This is a genomic window from Rothia mucilaginosa (genome assembly GCF_001061665.1).
GTDB lineage: Bacteria > Actinomycetota > Actinomycetes > Actinomycetales > Micrococcaceae > Rothia > Rothia mucilaginosa_A.
The window spans coordinates 18,276-37,482 of sequence record NZ_JVSP01000007.1 but is presented as its reverse complement, the minus strand read 5'-3'; the positions used below and the strand labels follow the sequence as shown (position 1 = coordinate 37,482).

11 protein-coding genes and 1 tRNA gene are annotated in these 19,207 nt (G+C 63.0%); 6 read left to right on the top strand and 6 right to left on the bottom strand.

What is annotated here, in order from left to right; all coding sequences use genetic code 11:
• Window positions 1-427 precede the first annotated feature (427 nt).
• From ADJ95_RS04960 to ADJ95_RS04945, 4 genes are all read left to right on the top strand, one after another.
• On the top strand, window positions 428-1,873 hold the full coding sequence (locus tag ADJ95_RS04960) for an enterochelin esterase domain-containing protein (RefSeq protein ID WP_152691705.1): 1,446 nt from the start codon (window positions 428-430) through the stop codon (window positions 1,871-1,873).
• A gap of 88 nt (window positions 1,874-1,961) precedes the next feature.
• A complete protein-coding gene (locus ADJ95_RS04955) occupies window positions 1,962-3,662 on the top strand; it encodes a (2,3-dihydroxybenzoyl)adenylate synthase (RefSeq protein WP_049333184.1) in 1,701 nt (566 codons plus the stop codon).
• A gap of 80 nt (window positions 3,663-3,742) precedes the next feature.
• On the top strand, window positions 3,743-3,970 hold the full coding sequence (locus ADJ95_RS04950; protein ID WP_049333182.1) for a phosphopantetheine-binding protein: 228 nt from the start codon (window positions 3,743-3,745) through the stop codon (window positions 3,968-3,970).
• Between the two features lie 174 nt (window positions 3,971-4,144).
• Window positions 4,145-8,494 (top strand): non-ribosomal peptide synthetase, encoded by a 4,350-nt coding sequence (locus tag ADJ95_RS04945; protein WP_049333180.1) that lies wholly within the window; start codon window positions 4,145-4,147, stop codon window positions 8,492-8,494.
• A gap of 169 nt (window positions 8,495-8,663) precedes the next feature.
• Here the strand turns inward: ADJ95_RS04945 and aceE are convergent, their stop codons facing one another.
• On the bottom strand, window positions 8,664-11,396 hold the full coding sequence (gene aceE / locus ADJ95_RS04940) for a pyruvate dehydrogenase (acetyl-transferring), homodimeric type (RefSeq protein ID WP_049333178.1): 2,733 nt from the start codon (window positions 11,394-11,396) through the stop codon (window positions 8,664-8,666).
• 495 nt (window positions 11,397-11,891) lie between these two features.
• On the opposite strand from aceE, the gene ADJ95_RS04935 reads away from it, so the two are divergent.
• Window positions 11,892-11,964, top strand: a tRNA-Val gene (locus ADJ95_RS04935).
• A 208-nt stretch (window positions 11,965-12,172) separates the two neighbouring features.
• A complete protein-coding gene (gndA, locus tag ADJ95_RS04930; RefSeq protein ID WP_049333176.1) occupies window positions 12,173-13,645 on the top strand; it encodes an NADP-dependent phosphogluconate dehydrogenase in 1,473 nt (490 codons plus the stop codon).
• Window positions 13,646-13,817: 172 nt separating this feature from the next.
• Here gndA and epsC read toward each other — a convergent pair whose 3' ends face one another.
• The 5 genes from epsC to ADJ95_RS04905 form a co-directional block, all read right to left on the bottom strand.
• Window positions 13,818-14,402 (bottom strand): serine O-acetyltransferase EpsC, encoded by a 585-nt coding sequence (gene epsC / locus ADJ95_RS04925; protein WP_049333174.1) that lies wholly within the window; start codon window positions 14,400-14,402, stop codon window positions 13,818-13,820.
• A 294-nt stretch (window positions 14,403-14,696) separates the two neighbouring features.
• Window positions 14,697-15,632 (bottom strand): cysteine synthase A, encoded by a 936-nt coding sequence (cysK, locus tag ADJ95_RS04920; RefSeq protein ID WP_049333172.1) that lies wholly within the window; start codon window positions 15,630-15,632, stop codon window positions 14,697-14,699.
• A gap of 615 nt (window positions 15,633-16,247) precedes the next feature.
• The gene (locus ADJ95_RS04915) at window positions 16,248-17,018 is read right to left on the bottom strand and encodes a DUF6318 family protein (RefSeq protein ID WP_049333169.1); all 771 of its coding nucleotides are present in this window, start codon (window positions 17,016-17,018) and stop codon (window positions 16,248-16,250) included.
• A 202-nt stretch (window positions 17,019-17,220) separates the two neighbouring features.
• Window positions 17,221-18,207 carry a DUF6318 family protein gene (locus ADJ95_RS04910; protein WP_049333166.1) on the bottom strand — a complete coding sequence of 329 codons (987 nt, stop codon included), beginning with the start codon at window positions 18,205-18,207 and terminating at the stop codon, window positions 17,221-17,223.
• Window positions 18,208-18,334: 127 nt separating this feature from the next.
• Entirely contained in the window at window positions 18,335-19,177 is an 843-nt protein-coding gene (locus ADJ95_RS04905) for a DUF6318 family protein (protein WP_049333164.1), read from the bottom strand.
• Window positions 19,178-19,207: the final 30 nt, after the last annotated feature.

Below are 19,207 nucleotides of genomic sequence, written 5' to 3'. Positions count from 1 at the left end.
AAAGCCGGGCATTGCGCTCTGCAGCTAGCGAGAGGATCTGAGGGACCCAGGATCCCCCGCGCGTAGGGCGCCTACCCGGTGCTCGCCCGTCTTTGACGCATGAACGGACCCGAGCACTGGGTAGGTTCCATCTCTCATGGGAATCCCCTGAGTAAGGCACCGAGACTGCCGCATGAGGCGTACATTGTTGCGTTTGATGCACGGTCTCGGTGCCTTATTTGTTTCTGTGCCCTATGCGATTGCCCCCGCGGCTCTTTCGGGGCGTTTTTCTCTTTCAGATGACGTCATATTTTTGTTCGCTATTTCGCTCAGGTTTGGGTTAGGGATACCATAGAGTGAGGTAGGGGAGGCTAACCAATATTGACGTTCCTCCTCACCGCTAAAGGAGTACTACATCACGCTACGTTGCTCACGCGCAGTATCACCGATGAGGAGGCATGGACAGGGACCGCACGACCCCGAATCCGAAAGCACCATGGAGAGCGCAACCACCACGCAGACTGACACCGCCCCGGCGGACACCACGCTGACCGCCACCCCGCAGGCCGCCGAGAAGGCCTCCGCACAGCAGGTTCGTCCGACCCCTCCCAAGACCCCGCGCCCCGTACCTGCGCCGCGCGTGGATAGCCCCCTCATTACCTCCCTGATTGCCGAGGCGGTCAGCTGTGAGGAGCTGAACGCCCGCATCGTTGAGGTTGTCTCCGAGGGCACCCCGATTATTGAGCCGGTGCACCGCGAAGACGGCACCGTCAACGAGAACGAGCGCATTGTTACCTTCCTGTACCACAATGAGCAGGCGGAGCAGGTGCTCATGTTCATCAACCGCCTCACCGATGAGAAGAACCTTGACCGTTCCCTCATGAGCCGCATCGAGGGAACCGGCTGGTGGCAGCTGAGCATGCAGATGGAAACCACATGGCGCGCCTCCTACAACTTCCTGCCCGCGCTGCCCGGCGAGCGTCCCGCCTGGCTGGGCGACGACGACCAGGTGCGCCTGCGCGCCGCCCTGGATTCCGGCGAGGGCGACCCGCTGAACCCCGAGACCGTGTGCAACCGCGTCGGTCGATGCATGGGTGTGGTGCAGCTTGAGCACGCGCCGGTGCAGGAGTTCATCCTGACTCAGGAAGAGATTGACGCGCTGCCCGCCCCCGAGTGGATGCAGACCTCTGACGGCCACCAGTACGTACTCGGCCGCGTGGGCGACCCCGCCCCGGACGCGCCGCTGTTCATCCAATTTGATGGTGAGATGTGGTTCAGCCAGGGCATGGAGCGCACCCTCAACCGCGCCCACGAGGCGGGCCGTATTCCGGCGATGCACGTGTTCTTCCTGCACTCTGGCGGCCGTGAGAACCGCTGGAAGGAACTGAACGGCGACAACCCGATTGCCGACTACCTGGTGGATATTGCGTTCCCGCACCTGGAGGCGGTGCACGGCATTAAGACCGACCCGCAGAACATTGTGATTAACGGCCAGTCGCTGGGTGGTCTGTCCTCCCTGCTAGCGGTTCTGAGCCGCCCGGAGGCGTTTGGCGGCGCGATTGCGCAGTCCTCGTCACTGTGGCAGCCGCAGGTCATGGACCGCCTGGACAAGCTGGAGGCGGCGGGTGAGATTGACCGTCTGCGCCACCTGTACCTTGAGATTGAGGTGGGGGAGCAGGAGTGGATTCTGGTACCGCCTCACCGTGAGTTGAAGGCGCGCCTGGAAAAGCTGGGCCTGGAAAATGCGCGTTGCACGACCTTCAACGGTGGTCACGATTATGCGTGCTGGCGCGGTGCCATTGTGCCGGCCCTGGAACGTATCATTGATGCTCATCAGCGGAATATTGAACGCAGCGAGCAGGCCCGCGAGGAAGACCTGCGACAAGCCGCGTAGGGCTGCACCCTCGTAAAGACAGCCCCGTCCCGCATCGTGCTCATCGTAGAGAACACCCTAAAGACCGAAACACAGAAATCGAGAGAAGATGACCGTAGAACGTAGCCCCCTGGCCCCCACACCGCTCATCCCCGAGTCTTTTGCCGCGAAGTACCGCGAAGCCGGCTACTGGATTGACCAGACCATCCCCGAGTTCCTGCTCGATGCTTGCCGCGCTAAGCCGCACTTCCCGGCGCTGGTGGCGCTTTCGCACGCGCAGCTCGATGAGAACGGTAAGCCCCAGCAGATTCGCCTCTCCTACGGTGAGCTGGAGGCGGCAGGTCGTGCCGCTGCGGCGCGCCTCGTTCAGGCTGGCGTGCAGCCCGGTGACCGTGTGCTGCTGCAGCTGGGTAACACCGCCGAGTACCTGGTGTACCTGCTGGGTATTTTCTGGGCAGCTGCGCTGCCGGTATTCTGCCTGCCGCAGCACCGCACCACCGAGCTCGTGCACTTCGCGACCCGCACCGATGCGGCGGCGCACGTGTTCTCTTCGCTGACCCCCGGCGCGGATTTCATTGCACTGCACGAGGACGTTGCCGCCGAGCTGCGCAAGAACTCCCTGGAGCCGCCGGTTGCTATTGATGTTGCGGAGCCGCTGACCCCGCTGACCGAAGAGGAGCTCGCCGAAGAGTTCGTGCCCGGCGTCATCCAGAACACCGAGAAGACCCTCGCGAGCGAGCAGGTGGCGTTCCTGCAGCTCTCCGGCGGTACGACCGGCATTTCGAAGCTGATTCCCCGCACCCACGCCGCCTACCTGTACTCGGTGCGCGGCTCGGTCGATATCTGCAAGCTGAACAACAACACGACCATGCTCGTGGTGCTGCCCGCCGCGCACAACTTCACGATGAGCTCGCCCGGTATTCTGGGCGTCATGTGCGCCTCCGGCAAGCTCGTGTTCGCGGCGGATCCGTCCCCGCAGACCGCGTTCCACCTCATTGAGATGGAGGGTGTGACCACCTCCGCGCTGGTGCCGCCGCTGGCTCAGGCGTGGGTCGCCTCCGCGGAGAAGCGCGGCGTGTCCCTGCCGTCCCTGCAGACCCTGCAGGTGGGCGGCTCGAAGCTGGCACCGGCGGTTGCGGGCAAGATTGAGTCGGTGCTCGGCTGCACCGTTCAGCAGGTGTTCGGCATGGCTGAGGGCCTGGTGAACTACACCCGCTCGACCGACATGATTGAGCTACGCCTGCGAACCCAGGGTTACCCGATTAGCCCCGACGACGAAATCCTGATCGTTGACGATCAGGACCAGCCGGTCAAGCGCGGCGAGAGCGGCCACCTGCTCACCCGCGGCCCGTACACGATTCGCGGCTACTACCTGGAGGAGAACGCGAACCGCTACGGCTTCACCGAGGACGGCTTCTACCGCACCGGCGACATTGTGCGCTTGGTCGCCGGCAAGTACCTTGAGGTGACCGGCCGCGCGAAGGACCAGATTAACCGCAACGGCGAGAAGATTGCCGTGGACGAAATTGAAGAGCTGGCGCTGACCCACCCCGACGTTTTTGACGCCGTGGTTCTGGGTATCCCGGATGAGACTGTGGGCGAGCGCGTGGGCCTGGTCATTGTGCCGAAGGAAGGCGCCGACCTGGGCGAAAACCCGCGCCGCACGATGCACGAGTTCTTCACCTCGAAGAAGCTCGCCGACTTCAAGATTCCCGAGCGCGTGCAGGTTCTGCAGGAGCTGCCCACCACGAACGTGGGTAAGATTTCTCGCCGCGAGCTGCGCGCCAAACTGGCCGAAATTTTCGGCTAGGCACTTTTCGGCTAAGCCGGCTACGCCCCGTTTCTTTGAGGGATTTTGACCGATCCCGACCGACCCCAAAGAGGAGAAAAATGTCCGCAACCGAGACCCTGCGCCCCATCCTGGCGAAGTACATTGTTGAGCCCGATTCCCTGCAGGCAGCGTTCGACGACCCGACCACCGAGCTGTTCTCGCTGGGCCTGGATTCGATGGGTTCCTTCGCCCTGCTCGATGACCTGGCTGCCGAGGGCGCCGTCATCGAGTTCACCGAGCTGGTGGAGAACCCGACCGTGGAGTTCCTCGCCTCCCGCCTGGGCTAAGCCTTACCGCACCCCGGGTGCCTGCCTGCCGGTATTGCAGGCGGGTGCCCGGGGTGTTCTTTCGGTGTTCTACTTTCACCGTTTCGGCTGATTTCAGCTGAGAATCGCGGGGGAGTAGCCCCCACACGCACATCATCCCTAATCCAGACCTTGATTCAGACCTGAGAGGCCACCATGGGCGTAGCTGATACTACCGCTTCCACCTCGTACACCGCGCAGGCCGTACCGAACGCGCAGGCCGAAACCTCCTGGCTGCCGCTGACCGCCAACGCACGCGGCATCTACTTTGCCGCCGCGATTGACCCGACGAACCCCTGCTACAACACGGCAGAGGTTCTGCAATGCCCCGCGGACACCGACCTCGCTCTGCTGCGTGAGGCTTTTGAACAGCTCTACCGCGAGAACGAGGGCTTCCGCGTGCGCACCCGCATTGCCGATGGTGCCGCCTCCCAGCAGATTCTGCCCGAGGAGGCGTTCCTCGCGGGTATTGACCTGCTCGTGGATGGTGGCGAACTGGATGATGGCGAGCTGAGCGGCACCGCGGAGGCGGGGGAGAAGAACGCCTCTGAGCTGCCCGAATCAGCCCTGCCTGACTCTGATTTGCCCGCGCCGGTGCGCGCCTGGGCACAGCGCCTGCTCGCCCAGCCCCTCGCCACCGATGAGGGCGTGACCGTGCGCAGCGCAGTGGTGCGTTACGGCGGGTTCCTCTGGGCCTACCACTCCTTCTCCCACGTGGTTGCCGACGGATTCGCCGCGTTCAACGGCCTCTCCCGCGTCGCCGCGATATACCGTGCCCTCTCCGCCGGTCAGTCGGTTCCGGCAACCCGCCGCATGAGCCTGCAGCAGCTACTCGACGCCGACGATGCCGCCTCCTCCGCCCGTGACGAAGACGTCGCCTTCTGGGAGGCGAGCGGCGCTCTGGAACAGGAAGACACCTCGCTGGCAGGCCGTACCGCCTCCCCGTCGGCGCGTGCGGTGCGCCTGGCGTTCAGCATTGATACGCCCACCCAGCGGGCTCTGCTGGATGCGGCAAAGCAGCACGCCGTCTCTTGGCCCGTGCTGGCGACCGCCGCCGTCGGCTCGTACCTGGCGCGTGTGGGTGGCTACCCGCAGGCTTCGTTCGGTGTGCCGCAGATGAACCGCATGTTCGCCCGCACCCTGCCGGAGGCGACCCGCGCCCTGGGCACGGCGAGCGCGCAGACCGGCTGTACCGCGGTGAACGTTCTGCCGGTGCAGGTTGCGGCGACCGGCCCCATCGCGGAGTCCCTGCACTCGGTGAAGGAGCAGTACGCCCGCAACGCGGAGCATCCGCTGGCTCGTCAGGAAGACCTCGAGCGTACCGCGCGTAATGCCCAGTCCAGGCTGTTTGGTGCGCAGATTAACGTGGTGCCCTTTGACGCGGTGCTGCCGCTGGCGGCGCCCTCTAAGGACGAGTCTGGAACCGTACAGCCGGTACCGATGGCACGTATTCACAATATCTCTGCCGGTCCCGTTGCTGACGCGACCTTCACCCTGCGCGGCATGCCCGGCCGCGGCAACAGCATCTCCTGCGAGATTGACATGAACCCGGCGCTCTACACCGCTGAGGAGCTGGAACGTCACGCCGCCCGCCTGAGCGAGTGGCTACCCGCCTACGCGGCGGAGGCGCAGCGCGAGGGCGCCTCCCTGAACAACCTCGGCTTGGCGACCGAGGCGGAGCTTGCGACCCTGCGCGAGCTGACCGCCCCGGCGCTGACCGAGCACCCGATGGAGTACAAGACCCTGCTGGGTCGCTTCCGTGACGCGGTGGCGGCGCATCCGCAGGCGCTCGCCGTGCTGGATTCTGCCCCCGCGCCCGGTGAGGTGCTCACCCCCGAGTCGGAGCGCGCCTACGCTTTTGACCGCGCCCTCACCTACGCCGAACTGGACGAGCGCGCCCGCGCGCTTGCCGCGCAGCTGCTGGACTGGGGCGTTCGCCCTTCCGATGCGGTGGGTCTGCGTGTGCACCGCGGCGCCGAGCAGTACGTGGCGCTGTACGCCCTGCTGTACGCGGGCGCCACCTACGTGCCGGTGCTTCCGGATCTGCCAGCCGAGCGTGTGGGCGTGATGATGGAGGACGCCGAATGTTCCCTGCTGCTGCACGGCCCCGGTCTGCAGCCGCTGAGCGCGGAAGAGCTGAACCCGCAGGAACCGCAGCGTCACGCGAACCTGCCGCAGCACACCCTACCGCAGCTGACCATCGAGGAACCTGTACAGGCACCCGCCGCAGAGGAGCTTCCGGGCACGAAAACCGGCCTGGACGAGGACGCTTACGTGCTCTTCACCTCCGGATCCACGGGCAGGCCCAAGGGCGTAGCCATCAGCCACCGCGCGATTGATAACCGCCTGCGCTGGCAGCAGCACCAGATTCCGGTGGGGGAGGGCGACCGCGTTCTGCACAAGACTCCCATCTCCTTCGACGTGCACGTGTGGGAGCTGTACTGGCCTCTCGCCGAGGGTGCCGCCGTGGTCATTGCCGCCCCGGATGGTCACCGCGACCCCGCCTACCTGGCGCGCGTGATTGCCGAGCAGTCCGTCACGGCGGTGCACTTTGTGCCGACCATGCTGTCGGCGCTGACCTCTTCGCCGGCGGCGCGCCGCATCCTGGCTGATGCTGGCTTCGGTCAGGATCGAGAGCAGCCCCTGCGCTATGTGGTCTGCTCGGGTGAGGCGCTGCAGAAGGACCAGGTGCAGGCCGCGGGCGAGGTCCTGGGCGCATACCCGCTGAACCTGTACGGCCCGACCGAGGCGGCGGTGGACGTGACCTTCTGGGAGACCTCCACAGACCCGCAGCGCGAGAGCGTGCCCATTGGCGAGCCCGTCTGGAACACCGGCACCCTGATTCTTGACCCGACCGGCCACCCCGTGCCGGTAGGTGTGACGGGTGAACTGCACCTGTCGGGCGTGCAGCTGGCGCGCGGCTACAAGAACAACCCGCAGGCGACCGCGGCGGCTTTCGTGGAGCAGGCTCCCGCCGGTGCGCTCGCACTGCTGAAGGGTGAGAGTCAGCGCCTGTACCGTACGGGCGATTTGGCGTGCTGGGAGATTCTTCCCGATGGCCGTGCCGTCATTGGTTACCGCGGCCGCACGGACTATCAGATTAAGGTGCGCGGTCAGCGCCTGGAGCTGGGCGATATTGAGATGGCTCTTGCCGCGGTTGAGGGTGTGAGTGCTTCGGTGGCTCTGCTGTACCGCGGTCTGCGTGAGCCTGCCCTGGCGGCGGTGCTGGAGGTGGGCGAGGTTCCCGCCGAGCGTGCCGAGCAGCTGGTGGAGGCGGCGCGCGAGCATTGTGCGCAGGTTCTGCCGGACTACATGGTTCCGACCCTGTGGCATACCCTGCCTGCGTTGCCGGTGAGCCCCTCCGGTAAGGCGGATCGCAAGTTGTTGGCGTCCCTGGACCTGACCCCGCAGACTTCTGATGCCGAGGGTCCGCACGGTCTGCTGGAGCAGCAGCTGTGCTCGATTATTGCGGGTGTGCTGGGTCGTGAGCGTTTTGGCGTGGATGAGGATTTCTTCGCCTCGGGTGGTCATTCGCTGGCGGCTCTTGAGGTGATTGCCGCGGTTGAGGAGCAGCTGGGTCTGAGCGTGAGCATCGGTGCGCTGTTTGCGCATCCGACCGTGCAGGCTTTGGCGGCGTCTATTGCGGGCGAGCGTGGCGAGGGTGCCGAGTTCGCGCCGGTTCTGCCGCTGCGTGAGCACGTTGTGACTCAGCGCGAACACGTTGTGACTCAGCGTGAGCAGCCCGTTGTCCCCGATACTACCGAGGCTCCCGCGCCGCTGTTTATTCTGCCGCCTGCGGGTGGTTTGGGCTGGTGTTATGCGGGGTACCTTTCGCATCTTCCGGCTCAGCAGGGTGTGTATGCTGTGCAGGCTGAGGCGTTCTCTGACCCGCATGCCGGGTTTGCGTCGAGCCTGCAGGAGCTGGCTGAGGGCTACCTGGCTCAGGTTGAGAAGACCCTGGCGGAGCGTTCGTTGCCGCGTCGTTTTGCGTTGATGGGCTGGTCTGTGGGCGGTACTGCCGCGGTGCAGGTGGCGGCTTTGGCGCAGGCTGCGGGTGCGCATGTTGAGCGTGTCATCCTGTTGGATGCGTATCCTTCGGAGCAGTGGCAGGGCGTGCCTGCGCCGGATGAGCAGGAGAGCTTCCGTGCGCTGCTGCGTATGGGCGGTTTGCCGGAGCCTGCCGCCGATGAGCAGCTTGACCTGCCGGGTACGCTGGAGCGTTTGCAGCGGGCGGGTTCGGCGATGGGTTACCTACCGGAGGAGAAGTTGGGCGTGTGCCTGGGTAGTATGCGTGCTTCGGCGGCACTGATGCGTGGTGCTGAGCAGGCGTTCTTTGAAGGGGACGTGTTGCTGGTGGGTGTGCCGCACGAGGATCAGCCGTACCTGGACGCGGCGGGTTGGTCGGCGCATGCGTCGTCGTTCCGTGCGGTGCTGCTGGAGGGCACGCACCCTGATTTGGTGAATCCGGCGCGTCTGGCGGAGGTGACCGGCCACTTCACCGGCTAAACTCGCCAACGCCCACAAGTCATTGAATTAGCCCGGAGGCAACGGCTGTTACCTCCGGGCTAGTTCAGTTAAAGCACGAGTTAAAAACGAAAGCCCCCGGTTGATGAATCATCAACCGGGGGCTTTCGTTTAGCTTCTAACGCAGAACCGGGGTTCTACAGTCAAATGCTTAGTGCTGCTCCAGCTCGGAGTTAGCGTTCACGTTCAGCAGGTCGTACTTAGCGAATGCCTTCGCGGGAACGTCTGCTGCAACCTCGCCGCGCTTTGCCAGCATCTGCAGGGTGCGGACAACAACCGACTCTGCATCGATGTGGAAGAAGCGACGTGCACCCGGGCGGGTATCTGCGAAGCCGAAGCCGTCGGCACCCAGGGTTGCGAAGTCGTTCGGCACGAACTGGCGAATCTGGTCGGGAACATCCGAGGTGTAGTCGGTGGTCGCGATGATCGGGCCAGCAGCGCCTGCCAGCTTCTGGGTCACGTAAGGAACGCGAGCGGGCTGGTTCGGGTTCAGCAGAGCCTCTTCCTCAGCAGCAACGCCGTCGCGGCGCAGCTCGGTCCACGAGGTGACAGACCAGAGGTCTGCGGAGACGCCCCAGTCCTCAGCCAGCAGCTTCTGAGCCTTCTCAGCCCACGGAACAGCAACGCCGGATGCCAGCAGCTGTGCCTTGGGGCCGGAGGTCAGCGGGGACTCGCTGATCTTGTGGATACCCTTGATGATGCCCTCAACGTCAACGTTTGCCGGCTCAGCAGGCTGGTGAATCGGCTCGTTGTACACGGTCAGGTAGTACATGACGTTGTGGTCTTCGTCCTTGGTACCGTACATCTGCTCGATACCGCGCTCCACGATGTGAGCAATCTCGTAGCCGTAAGCCGGGTCGTAGATCTTGAACGCCGGGTTGGTGGAGGCCAGAATCGGGGAGTGGCCGTCGTTGTGCTGCAGACCCTCACCGGACAGGGTGGTACGACCTGCGGTTGCACCGATGACGAAGCCGCGGCACATCTGGTCGGCGGCAGCCCAGAAGCCGTCGCCGGTGCGCTGGAAGCCGAACATCGAGTAGAAGATGTAGATCGGGATCATCGGCTCGCCGTGGGTGTCGTAGGACGAACCCAGAGCGATGAATGCAGCGGTTGCGCCTGCCTCGTTAATACCCACGTGAACGATCTGGCCCTCGGGGGACTCGGTGTAGGTGAGCATGAGCTGGTGGTCAACGGGCACGTAGTTCTGGCCGTTGGGGTTGTACAGCTTAGCCGAGGGGAAGAAGGAGTCCATACCGAAGGTACGAGCCTCATCGGGGGTGATGGGGGCGATACGGTGACCGAAGCCCTTCACGCGCATGAGGTCCTTCATCAGGCGGACGAATGCCATGGTGGTAGCAGCAGTCTGCTTGCCGGAGCCCTTCTTGGTCTGTGCGTAGACCTTGGAATCGGGCAGGGTAATCTCGGGCTGGACGTTCGGACGACCGGGGATGTAGCCGCCGAGTTCCTTACGGCGTGCCTGCATGTACTGCAGTGCCGGGTGGTTTGCCTCGGGCAGGTAGTACGGCGGGTTGTACAGATCCTTCTCCAGCTCCTCGTCGGAGATGGGGATGTTCAGGTGGTCACGGAAGCCCTTCAGTGCTTCCATGGTGAACTTCTTGATCTGGTGGGTGGAGTTACGTGCCTCGAAGTAGGGGCCAAGCTCTGCACCCTTAATGGACTGTGCCAGGATGACGGTGGGCTTGCCCTTGGTCTCCATAGCTTCCTTGTAGGCTGCGTAGAGCTTCTTGTCGTCGTGGCCACCCAGGCGCAGGTTGAAGATCTGCTCGTCGGTCAGGTCTGCAACCAGTTCCTTGGTCTCGGGGTACTTGCCGAAGAAGTGCTCGCGGATGTAGCCACCGTCTTCGCCACGGAAGGTCTGGTAGTCACCGTCGAGGGTCTCGTTCATCAGCTGGATGAGCTTGCCGCTCTTGTCCTTCTTGAGCAGCTCGTCGTAGTCGGAGCCCCACAGGACCTTGATGACGTGCCAGCCTGCGCCGCGGAAGAATGCCTCGAGCTCCTGAACGATCTTGCCGTTACCACGAACGGGGCCGTCCAGACGCTGCAGGTTGCAGTTGATGACGAAGGTCAGGTTGTCCAGGTGCTCGTTTGCAGCCAGCTGCAGTGCACCACGCGACTCGGGCTCGTCCATCTCGCCATCGCCCAGGAATGCCCAGACGTGCTGCTCGGAGGTGTCCTTGATCTTGTGGTTGTGCAGGTACTTGTTGAAGGATGCCTGGTGGATAGCGTTCAGGGGGCCCAGACCCATGGAAACGGTCGGGAACTGCCAGAACTCGGGCATGCAACGGGGGTGCGGGTACGAAGGAATACCGTTTGCGCCCTTGGTCTTCTCCTGGCGGAAGCCGTCCATCTGCTCTTCGGTCAGGACGCCCTCAACGAATGCGCGGGAGTAGACACCGGGGGAGGAGTGACCCTGGAAGAAGACCTGGTCGCCGCCACCGGGGTGGTTACGGCCGCGGAAGAAGTGGTTCTGGCCCATTTCGTAGAGGTCAGCGACACCCGCGAAGGTGGAGATGTGACCGCCCACGCCGATGCCCTTCTTCTGGGCACGCTGCACCATGATTGCTGCGTTCCAACGGATCCATGCGCGGTACTGGCGCTCGAGTTCCTCATCGCCGGGGTACTCGGGCTGCTGATCAACGGGAATGGTGTTGATGTAGTCGGTCTTGACTAGAGTCGGGACCTTAACACCCTTCTCGCCAGCTTCCTTGAGCAGTGCGCGGAGGATGTACTCTGCGCGCTCGGTGCCGTGGGTCTTGATCAGGTCTTCGAGGGATTCAGCCCACTCCTGGGTCTCTTCGACGTCGATGTCCTTCAGGCCATCGAGAAGGGTGCTCAGGGAGTGCTCGTTCGGTACGTTAGCCAAACTAATCCAACCTCTCTTCTGTGCGGTTGTTCAGATGGTTCATGACGCGATTCTGCGTCGTTTGAATCATCTCTATGTTTAAGCGCGGCAGACCGTTAGGCCTGCTGCGCTTCTTTCTCTACTATCTTAGACCTAAAAATGGCCTTCATGGCATCAAAATGATGTTTTTGTGATGTTGTTTTCGCACTCTGGGCATCATTGAGGAAAACGGGGCTCAAAAGAGGGGGTGTTAGGGTCTAAGTGAACCTATATATCAAGGGAAAACGGGTGACATGGAATTGCCGCGAAGTACCGCTTTTTACCGGGATTTTGGTTGGGGTGAAGGTGTTGTGTTCCGTGGGGTTGTGTGGGGTTGGGTAGGACGCAATGAATCCTGGTTCGCGAGCCTGTCAAAAACAGTGAGATGTATAACACGCTTAGATGGTTTGCGTACCCAGAAGTCGGTCTGTATAGTATTACCTTGTGTTCGGCTGACATTCGCTCAGTAAGAACTACGGGTCTTTAGCTCAGCTGGTAGAGCGCCACGTTTACACCGTGGATGTCATCGGTTCGATCCCGGTAGGACCCACCGCTAACCCCGGTACCGCACGGTACCGGGGTTTTGTTTACCCTCAGCGATTTACCCGCCCAGCGTATTCCCCCGCGCGTATCCCGATGCGTGCCCCGGCGCATTTCTCCAAGAGTGAGAACTCCAAGAGTGAGAAGAACAGCTCATCAGGGCTTAAAAGTACACTCCACCTGTATATAGCCTGCCCTCAGCGCGTATCCTTATATACATGACTGAAAACAAGAAGGCACAGATTGGTGTTACCGGCCTTGCTGTCATGGGTGCAAACCTCGCCCGCAACCTGGCACGCAACGGCTACACCGTGGCACTGCACAACCGTTCCGCTGAGAAGACCGACGCCCTGCTCGCCGAGCACGGTGCAGAGGGTGACTTCATCCGCACCGAGTCCCTGCAGGAACTCGTCGACTCCCTCGAATCTCCCCGCCGCATCCTAATCATGGTGAAGGCGGGCGCACCCGTCGACTCCGTGATCGAGCAGCTCACCCCCCTGCTGGACGAGGGTGACATCATCATCGACGGCGGCAACTCCCACTTCCCCGACACTATCCGCCGCGAGCGCGCACTGGCCGAGAAGGGCCTGCACTTCGTGGGCGTCGGCGTGTCCGGCGGTGAGGAAGGCGCCCTCTGGGGCCCTTCCATGATGCCCGGCGGCTCCGCCGAGTCCTACAAGCACATCGGCCCCATGCTCGAGAAGATTGCCGCTAAGGCTCCCCAGGACGGCGCACCCTGCTGCGCATGGATCTCCACCGACGGCTCCGGCCACTTCGTGAAGATGGTCCACAACGGCATCGAGTACGCCGACATGCAGGTGATTGGCGAGGCCTACGACCTGCTACGTTCCGTGGCCGGCATTGAACCCGCCGAGCAGGCAGAGATTTTCAAGGCCTGGAACAAGACCGAGCTGAACTCCTACCTGATCGAAATCACCTCCGAGGTGCTCGCACAGGTGGATGCCAAGACCGGCAAGCCTCTGGTCGACGTAATCGTTGACGCCGCCGGCCAGAAGGGTACCGGCCTGTGGACCGCTAAGGCCGGCCTGGACCTCGGTTCCCCCGTCTCCGCCATCGCAGAGTCCGTTTTTGCCCGCGCCCTGTCCTCCGTCGATCGTGAGCAGCGCGAGCAGGCTCAGCGCGAGCTGTCCGCCGGCCTGATTGCCACCACCGGTGTGGGCGCCGGCGACCCCGAGTTCGTTGAGGACGTGCGCCGCGCACTCTTCGCATCCAAGCTCGTGGCCTACGCACAGGGTATGGACCTGCTCACCCGCGCAGGCAAGGAGTACGGCTGGGACCTGAAGCTGGACACCATCGCATCGCTGTGGCGCGCCGGCTGCATCATCCGCGCCGAGCTGCTGGGCGACATCATGGCCGCCTACGCTGACGAGGCCCCCGCGAACATGCTGCTCGCCCCCGCCTTCAAGAACCTCATGGAGGAGCTCGTTCCCTCCTGGCGTCGCGTGGTGGCTAAGGCAACCGCACTGGGCATCCCCGTGCCGGTCTTCGCCTCCGCCCTGTCCTACTACGACGGCCTGCGCCGCCACCGCCTGCCCGCCGCCCTGATTCAGGGACAGCGTGACTTCTTCGGTGCGCACACCTACGGTCGTATTGACGAAGAGGGCGCCTTCCACACCATGTGGAGCGGTGACCGTTCCGAGGTGAACGCAGCGGATATCCACGTTCACTAAGCTCCCGTAGCTGAACGCGAAAGGCCCGCCCCGGCTGGATGAGAATCCGGCGGGGGCGGGCCTTTGCTATGTCTTCTTGATGTCTCGGCTATGCGCCGTTGTTCACGGCGCCGAAGAGCACCGCAGGGAGCCTCTCAACGCGCCGCTACGGGGCGCAGAAAGCGGGGAGGAGCTAAATCCACATCGCCGGGTCAATATACTCCACAGCGTCCACCAGGGGCTTCTTCTTCTCGGGGGTGCGCGGGCGGTGCTTCGCGGGAATACCGGTAATAATCGAATCGGCCGGGTGATCGTTGACGACCACGGCGTTCGCACCAATCGCGCTATCGGAGCCGATCTCCACCGGCCCCAGCACCTTCGCGCCGGCGCCAATGGTCACGCGGTCACCAATCGTGGGGTGACGCTTCACCTTTTCGAGGGAACGGCCGCCCAGGGTTACGCCGTGGTAGAGCATCACGTCGTCGCCAATCTCGGCGGTCTCACCAATCACGATACCCATGCCGTGATCGATGAAGAAGCGGCGGCCAATCGTGGCACCCGGGTGAATCTCCACACCGGTCAGAAAACGGGCAAACTGCGAGAGCGTACGCGCCAGCGACTTCGTCTCTTCCTTCTGCCAGAGCTTATGCGTGAGGCGGTGCGCCCAGATGGCGTGCATGCCCGAATAGTTCAGAGCGATCTCGACAGCGCCACGGGCAGCGGGGTCGTGCTGGCGGACGTTCTCAATATCTTCACGCAGGCGCGCAATAAAACTCATGGGGTTCCCTTTCCCTCAACGGTCGTGTTCTGTGTGTGCGACCTTTCCAAAGGTACCAACAACGGTGCTCATTCACCTATTCCCGAACTCTGTCGTCGTCATAGTGAGCGCTCTCTTTAACATCTCGGTCACAATTGCGTGCGGAACGTAATATTCGGGCTCGGGCGGGCCCTAAGCGGGGGAGCATCGCGGGGGAACGCAAACGCTCCGCCCCGGTGTGCAACCGGGACGGAGCGTCGAACACTGCGTACTGTTCTAGACGGCGGCCCCACGGGGGCCGAAGACCGGGGTCTACTAGCCGCGGATGTCCTCGTAGAGGGCAGTGGAGATGTAACGCTCACCGAAGTCGGGAACGATAGCCACGATCAGCTTGTCCTTGTTCTCGGACTTCTTGGCCTCTTCCAGAGCTGCCCAGACGGCCGCGCCGGAGGAGATGCCGCCCAGGATACCTTCCTGGGTGGCCAGCTGGCGGGAAGTGCGCATTGCGTCATCGCCGCTGACGGCGGTCACGGAGTCGTAGATGCCGCGGTCCAGGGTCTCGGGAACGAAGTTAGCGCCCAGGCCCTGAATCTTGTGGGGGCCAACGCGACCCTCGGAGAGCAGCGGGGAGTCCTTGGGCTCCACAGCGACAACCTTAATGTTGGGGTTCTGCTCCTTCAGGTACTTACCCGAACCGGAGATGGTGCCGCCGGTACCGATGCCGGCCACGAAGATGTCGACCTTGCCGTCGGTAGCTTCCCAAATCTCGGGGCCGGTGGTCTTGTAGTGAATGGCGGGGTTAGCCTCGTTGGAGAACTGCGAAGCCAGGATAGCGTTCTCGGTGTTGGCAACGATTTCCTTAGCCTTCTCCACAGCGCCGCGCATACCCTCGGTACCGGGGGTCAGCACGATCTGCGCACCGTATGCGCGCAGCAGGACGCGGCGCTCAGCGGACATGGTCTCGGGCATGGTCAGGATGACGCGGTAGCCACGAGCCGCACCGACCATGGCCAGGGCGATACCGGTGTTACCGGAGGTGCCCTCGACGATGGTGCCGCCGGGCTTCAGAGCGCCGGACTCCTCGGCGGCGTCGATGATGGCGCGGCCGATACGGTCCTTGACGGAACCTGCGGGGTTGTAGAACTCGAGCTTGACGGCGACGTTACCGGGCAGGCCCTCGTCCAGACGGTTCAGGCGGACCAGGGGAGTCTCGCCGATAGCCTCGACGATGCTGTTGACAATCTTTGCCATGGAGGTGCTCCTTCTGAGCATGGGGGAGGGGACTACCGGAATAGCTGGGCCTCCCCAGTGAATAATTTGGGTACGTGGACACTCTACTACTCGGCGGCGGCAGGTTTAAACCTGCGGTCACAGTTCGTAACATGACTTTTCGTGACCGGGAAGCCTGCACGAGCGCGCATCAACGGGGTGCCCCGGCGGTGTCTCCACGCCGGATACCTCGAGGCTTCCGCCGGATGCGTCGCCTCAACCTATGCCGTGACCGGAACCTCGGCGGGTACCTTGAGTGGGCAAAAAGAAAAGCACCGCGCCTCACCTTTGTCCTAAAGGCTCTCCCTCACGGAGAGTGCGCGGTGCTTTCTTGAAACATTATGTAGCCCAAAAAGACAACCTCTGTATATAAGAGTAGTGGTGAACCCCGTTCACCGCAAGTCTAGGCGGGCCATTTTATTGCTACTGGATGAAAAAATATTTGCGGCTCGCGTTACGGCTCCTGTTACGGAGGGCGCAAACCTCTCACATACACTCCGCGGACGGCCCAAAAAGCGCATCCGCGGAGCGCCCCCGGAACGATCCTTCGAGTGAACAACCGGTCCGAGAGCGAGGACAAACGCGAGGGTAAACCGACTAGTTGATGTCCATGTGGAGGTCCCACTTATTGTTCAGGTAGCGGCCCACGGCCTCACCGAACATCTTCACGTGACGCTTATCAGCCGCCACGGTCTGCTCCTTGCCGTCCTTGAACAGCTTCTCACCCAGATCCACGTTCAGGGTCACGGTCCAGTTGTACGCACCCTGAGCCAGAACCGGCTGCTTGGTTTCAATGGTCAGGGTAGCGGTCGGGTTCACGTACCAGGTCTTCTTCTCATCAATACCGGACTTGGTGGAATCCGCGTACTTCTTCATCGCGGCCAGGGTCTCCTGGTCGGTACTGACCTCGTTCATGTAGCGCATATCGCCGGTGCGCAGCAGGTACTCAAACGCCGCACCAAAGTAAGCCAGCGCCGAGGCAAAACCGGCCACCGAATTCTGGTGCATGGTCTCCGGCACGACCGGGGAGGGAACATTCTGCGGCGGGTGCTCAGCGTTACCCGGCTGGTACTCACCGTGGTCTTCCATCTTCTCCAGCTTTGCTACACCGCGGTAGTCCTTATCGTCGTTGGGTAGCGGCGAGTTCGTTGCGGTCGCCGATGCGCTCGCCGAGGGCGAAGCGGAAGCGCTCGGAGAGGCAGTCTCGGAGGCGCTAGCCGAAGCAGTCGTCTCGGAGGTAGCGGAGGGGGAATCAGAGGGGGATGCGGAGGCCTCGGAGGAAGCCTTCGAACCGCAGGCCGCCAGTAGCGCCATGGAGCTGACGCCCAGCACACCCAGCGCCGCGCGGCGGGTCAGAATCTCAGACATAGTGATACCTTTCAAAAATTCGGTGATTGCAACCAGTTTAACCGCAAACGCGCCTCAATACAGAGTCCGGACCGGCCCGAAGACGCGGCCGCGTGAGAAGTATCTCGTTCGGCGAGGAACGAACGAAAGCCCGGCCAAACGGCGAACCAGCTCGCGAACGCGGGACGCAATCCGGGCTAGGGCTGGCCAGGGCTGGCTCGAGCTAGGAAGCGGAAGGAGAGCCCGCCGCGGAGCTCTCCACGGCGGAACCCGCAGAGGCGCTGGCCGAACCCGCAGGGGTACCGGCAGAAGCCGAAGCCGCACCTCCCTGCAGAGTGGCACCGTACGCAACGCTCAGCTCCCACGTCTTCGAGTCGGCGTGGTAGCGTCCGCGGAAGTCGCACTCCTGAACCGTCACCTGAGAAGCAGGGCCCGCGGCGGAAGGAGAAGCCGAAGCCGTGGTAGCCTCACCGGAAACCAGCGCGTCCTCGGAAGGCTCGGTAGCCTCGGCCGATGCGGAGGCGCTCGCAGAAGCAACCACCGGCTGCACCTTGCCCTCGGCCACCGCCTCCGCACCAAAGTCAAGGGTGTACTGACCCTTGAAGAGCAGGTTGCCGTCACTCATGATGGACGGCTGCGCGCTCGAAAGAGCGTAAGAAGCCGAGGGGTTTACGTACCAGGAGCCTTTCTCAACACCCGCCAGAATCGACGTCGAGAGGGCGTCCACCTCGGAGCGGGTCTTCGAAGCCAGGGTGATACCCGTCGAGAACGCCTCAGTGCTACCGGTCTTCACCAGGTAATCCATCGCCGCCGCAAAGTATGCAATGGCCTCGTGAAAACCCGTCACCGTATTCATAGAAAGTGCGTCGGTCACCTGCGGCTTAGGTGCGTTACGCGGCGGGTGATCAACGGTGCCCGGCTCATAGTCCAGAGCACCCTCAAAGTGGGTGTACTCCACCGTTCCGGAGTAGTTCTTACCGTCGTCGGTGTAACCGTTCGGGTTAGCGCTCGACTTCGAGCCCGAAAGGCTACCGCCCTGGTTACCGCTTCCCTGCGACCCCGAATTTGAGGAACCGCAAGCGCTCAGCAGGAGCGCGGCAGCGGCTGACCCCGAAAGGCCCAGACCCGCGTGGATGAGGGAACGGCGGGAGACACCGCGCGAAACCCGAGCGGACGCGGGGGAAACGGAAGAATCGGAAGGAAAAGTCATCAGAAATACACCTCACGTAGATGGGGTATGGGGGCGTGACGGAATGATCCATAATTACAGGCCCCGACTAGAAGTCATGCCCTAACCCGACGGGCAGGTTAGGGCATGGGCGCCATTCGGCAAAGATTTAGAGCTTATCATCGGAACCGCTACCACCGGAGCTACCGGTGTTGCTGTTGCCGGAACCGTCGTTACCGCCGGTCTGCGAGCCCGCGCCGCCACTTGCCGGCGCCGAGGCCTGAACCTCGTACTCGTCCTGGATAGTCAGAGCCCAGTCGTTCTCCTGGCGCACACCCGTGACAACCAGACCGCGCTCAATGCGACGTTCCTTCTCGGAAATCGACACCGGGGCACCATCCAAGACCATGGTCGGGCCCAGATCAATCACCAAGTCGAAGGTCCACTGAACGCTCTTCTTCACCAGGGTCGGAAGGGCCGTGTAGGCCTTCAGAGTCACCTTCGGCGATACGTACCAGTCGCGTGCCTGGGTGCTTGCGTTGCCCTCGTCCATGAACATCGAAAGGGAAGAAATAAACTTCTCATCGACCTTCGATTCGCGCAGGGGAGCGGGGTCACCGGTCAGCACCAGGTAGTTGATGGCCGCGTAGACAAAACCGATTGAATCGTACAGGCCCTGCATCGAGTTCTGCGCCGCGCTCTCGGGACGCTTGGGCACCGGCACGTTCTGCGCCGGGGCAGACTCCGTGGCCGCCACGAATTCGCCCTTGGACTCGAAGTGATCGAAGGTTACCTCACCGCTAAAATCGGTGCGAGCCGACGCGGAGGGAGTCACCACCGGCTCATCGGGGTCAGCCGACGCGGAGGGGTTGGAGCTACCACCGCAGGCGGCCAGCAGAGCACTCAGCGACACGCCCGCAACGCCAACACCGGCATACCGCAGGGCGGCTCGTCGGCTCAGACCGGACGCGGAACGGGGGGACTGCCCGGAGGCATGGGGGAAAAGTGCCACGGAGTACCTTTCGCGTGAAACTCTCGTACG

Coding starts and splice junctions, on each gene's coding strand:
- epsC (WP_049333174.1), bottom strand. CDS start 14,402: ATGAGTTTTATTGCGCGCCTGCGTGAAGATATTGAGAACGTCCGCCAG.
- ADJ95_RS04950 (WP_049333182.1), top strand. CDS start 3,743: ATGTCCGCAACCGAGACCCTGCGCCCCATCCTGGCGAAGTACATTGTT.
- ADJ95_RS04910 (WP_049333166.1), bottom strand. CDS start 18,207: ATGACTTTTCCTTCCGATTCTTCCGTTTCCCCCGCGTCCGCTCGGGTT.
- ADJ95_RS04915 (WP_049333169.1), bottom strand. CDS start 17,018: ATGTCTGAGATTCTGACCCGCCGCGCGGCGCTGGGTGTGCTGGGCGTC.
- ADJ95_RS04955 (WP_049333184.1), top strand. CDS start 1,962: ATGACCGTAGAACGTAGCCCCCTGGCCCCCACACCGCTCATCCCCGAG.
- gndA (WP_049333176.1), top strand. CDS start 12,173: ATGACTGAAAACAAGAAGGCACAGATTGGTGTTACCGGCCTTGCTGTC.
- ADJ95_RS04945 (WP_049333180.1), top strand. CDS start 4,145: ATGGGCGTAGCTGATACTACCGCTTCCACCTCGTACACCGCGCAGGCC.
- cysK (WP_049333172.1), bottom strand. CDS start 15,632: ATGGCAAAGATTGTCAACAGCATCGTCGAGGCTATCGGCGAGACTCCC.
- ADJ95_RS04960 (WP_152691705.1), top strand. CDS start 428: ATGAGGAGGCATGGACAGGGACCGCACGACCCCGAATCCGAAAGCACC.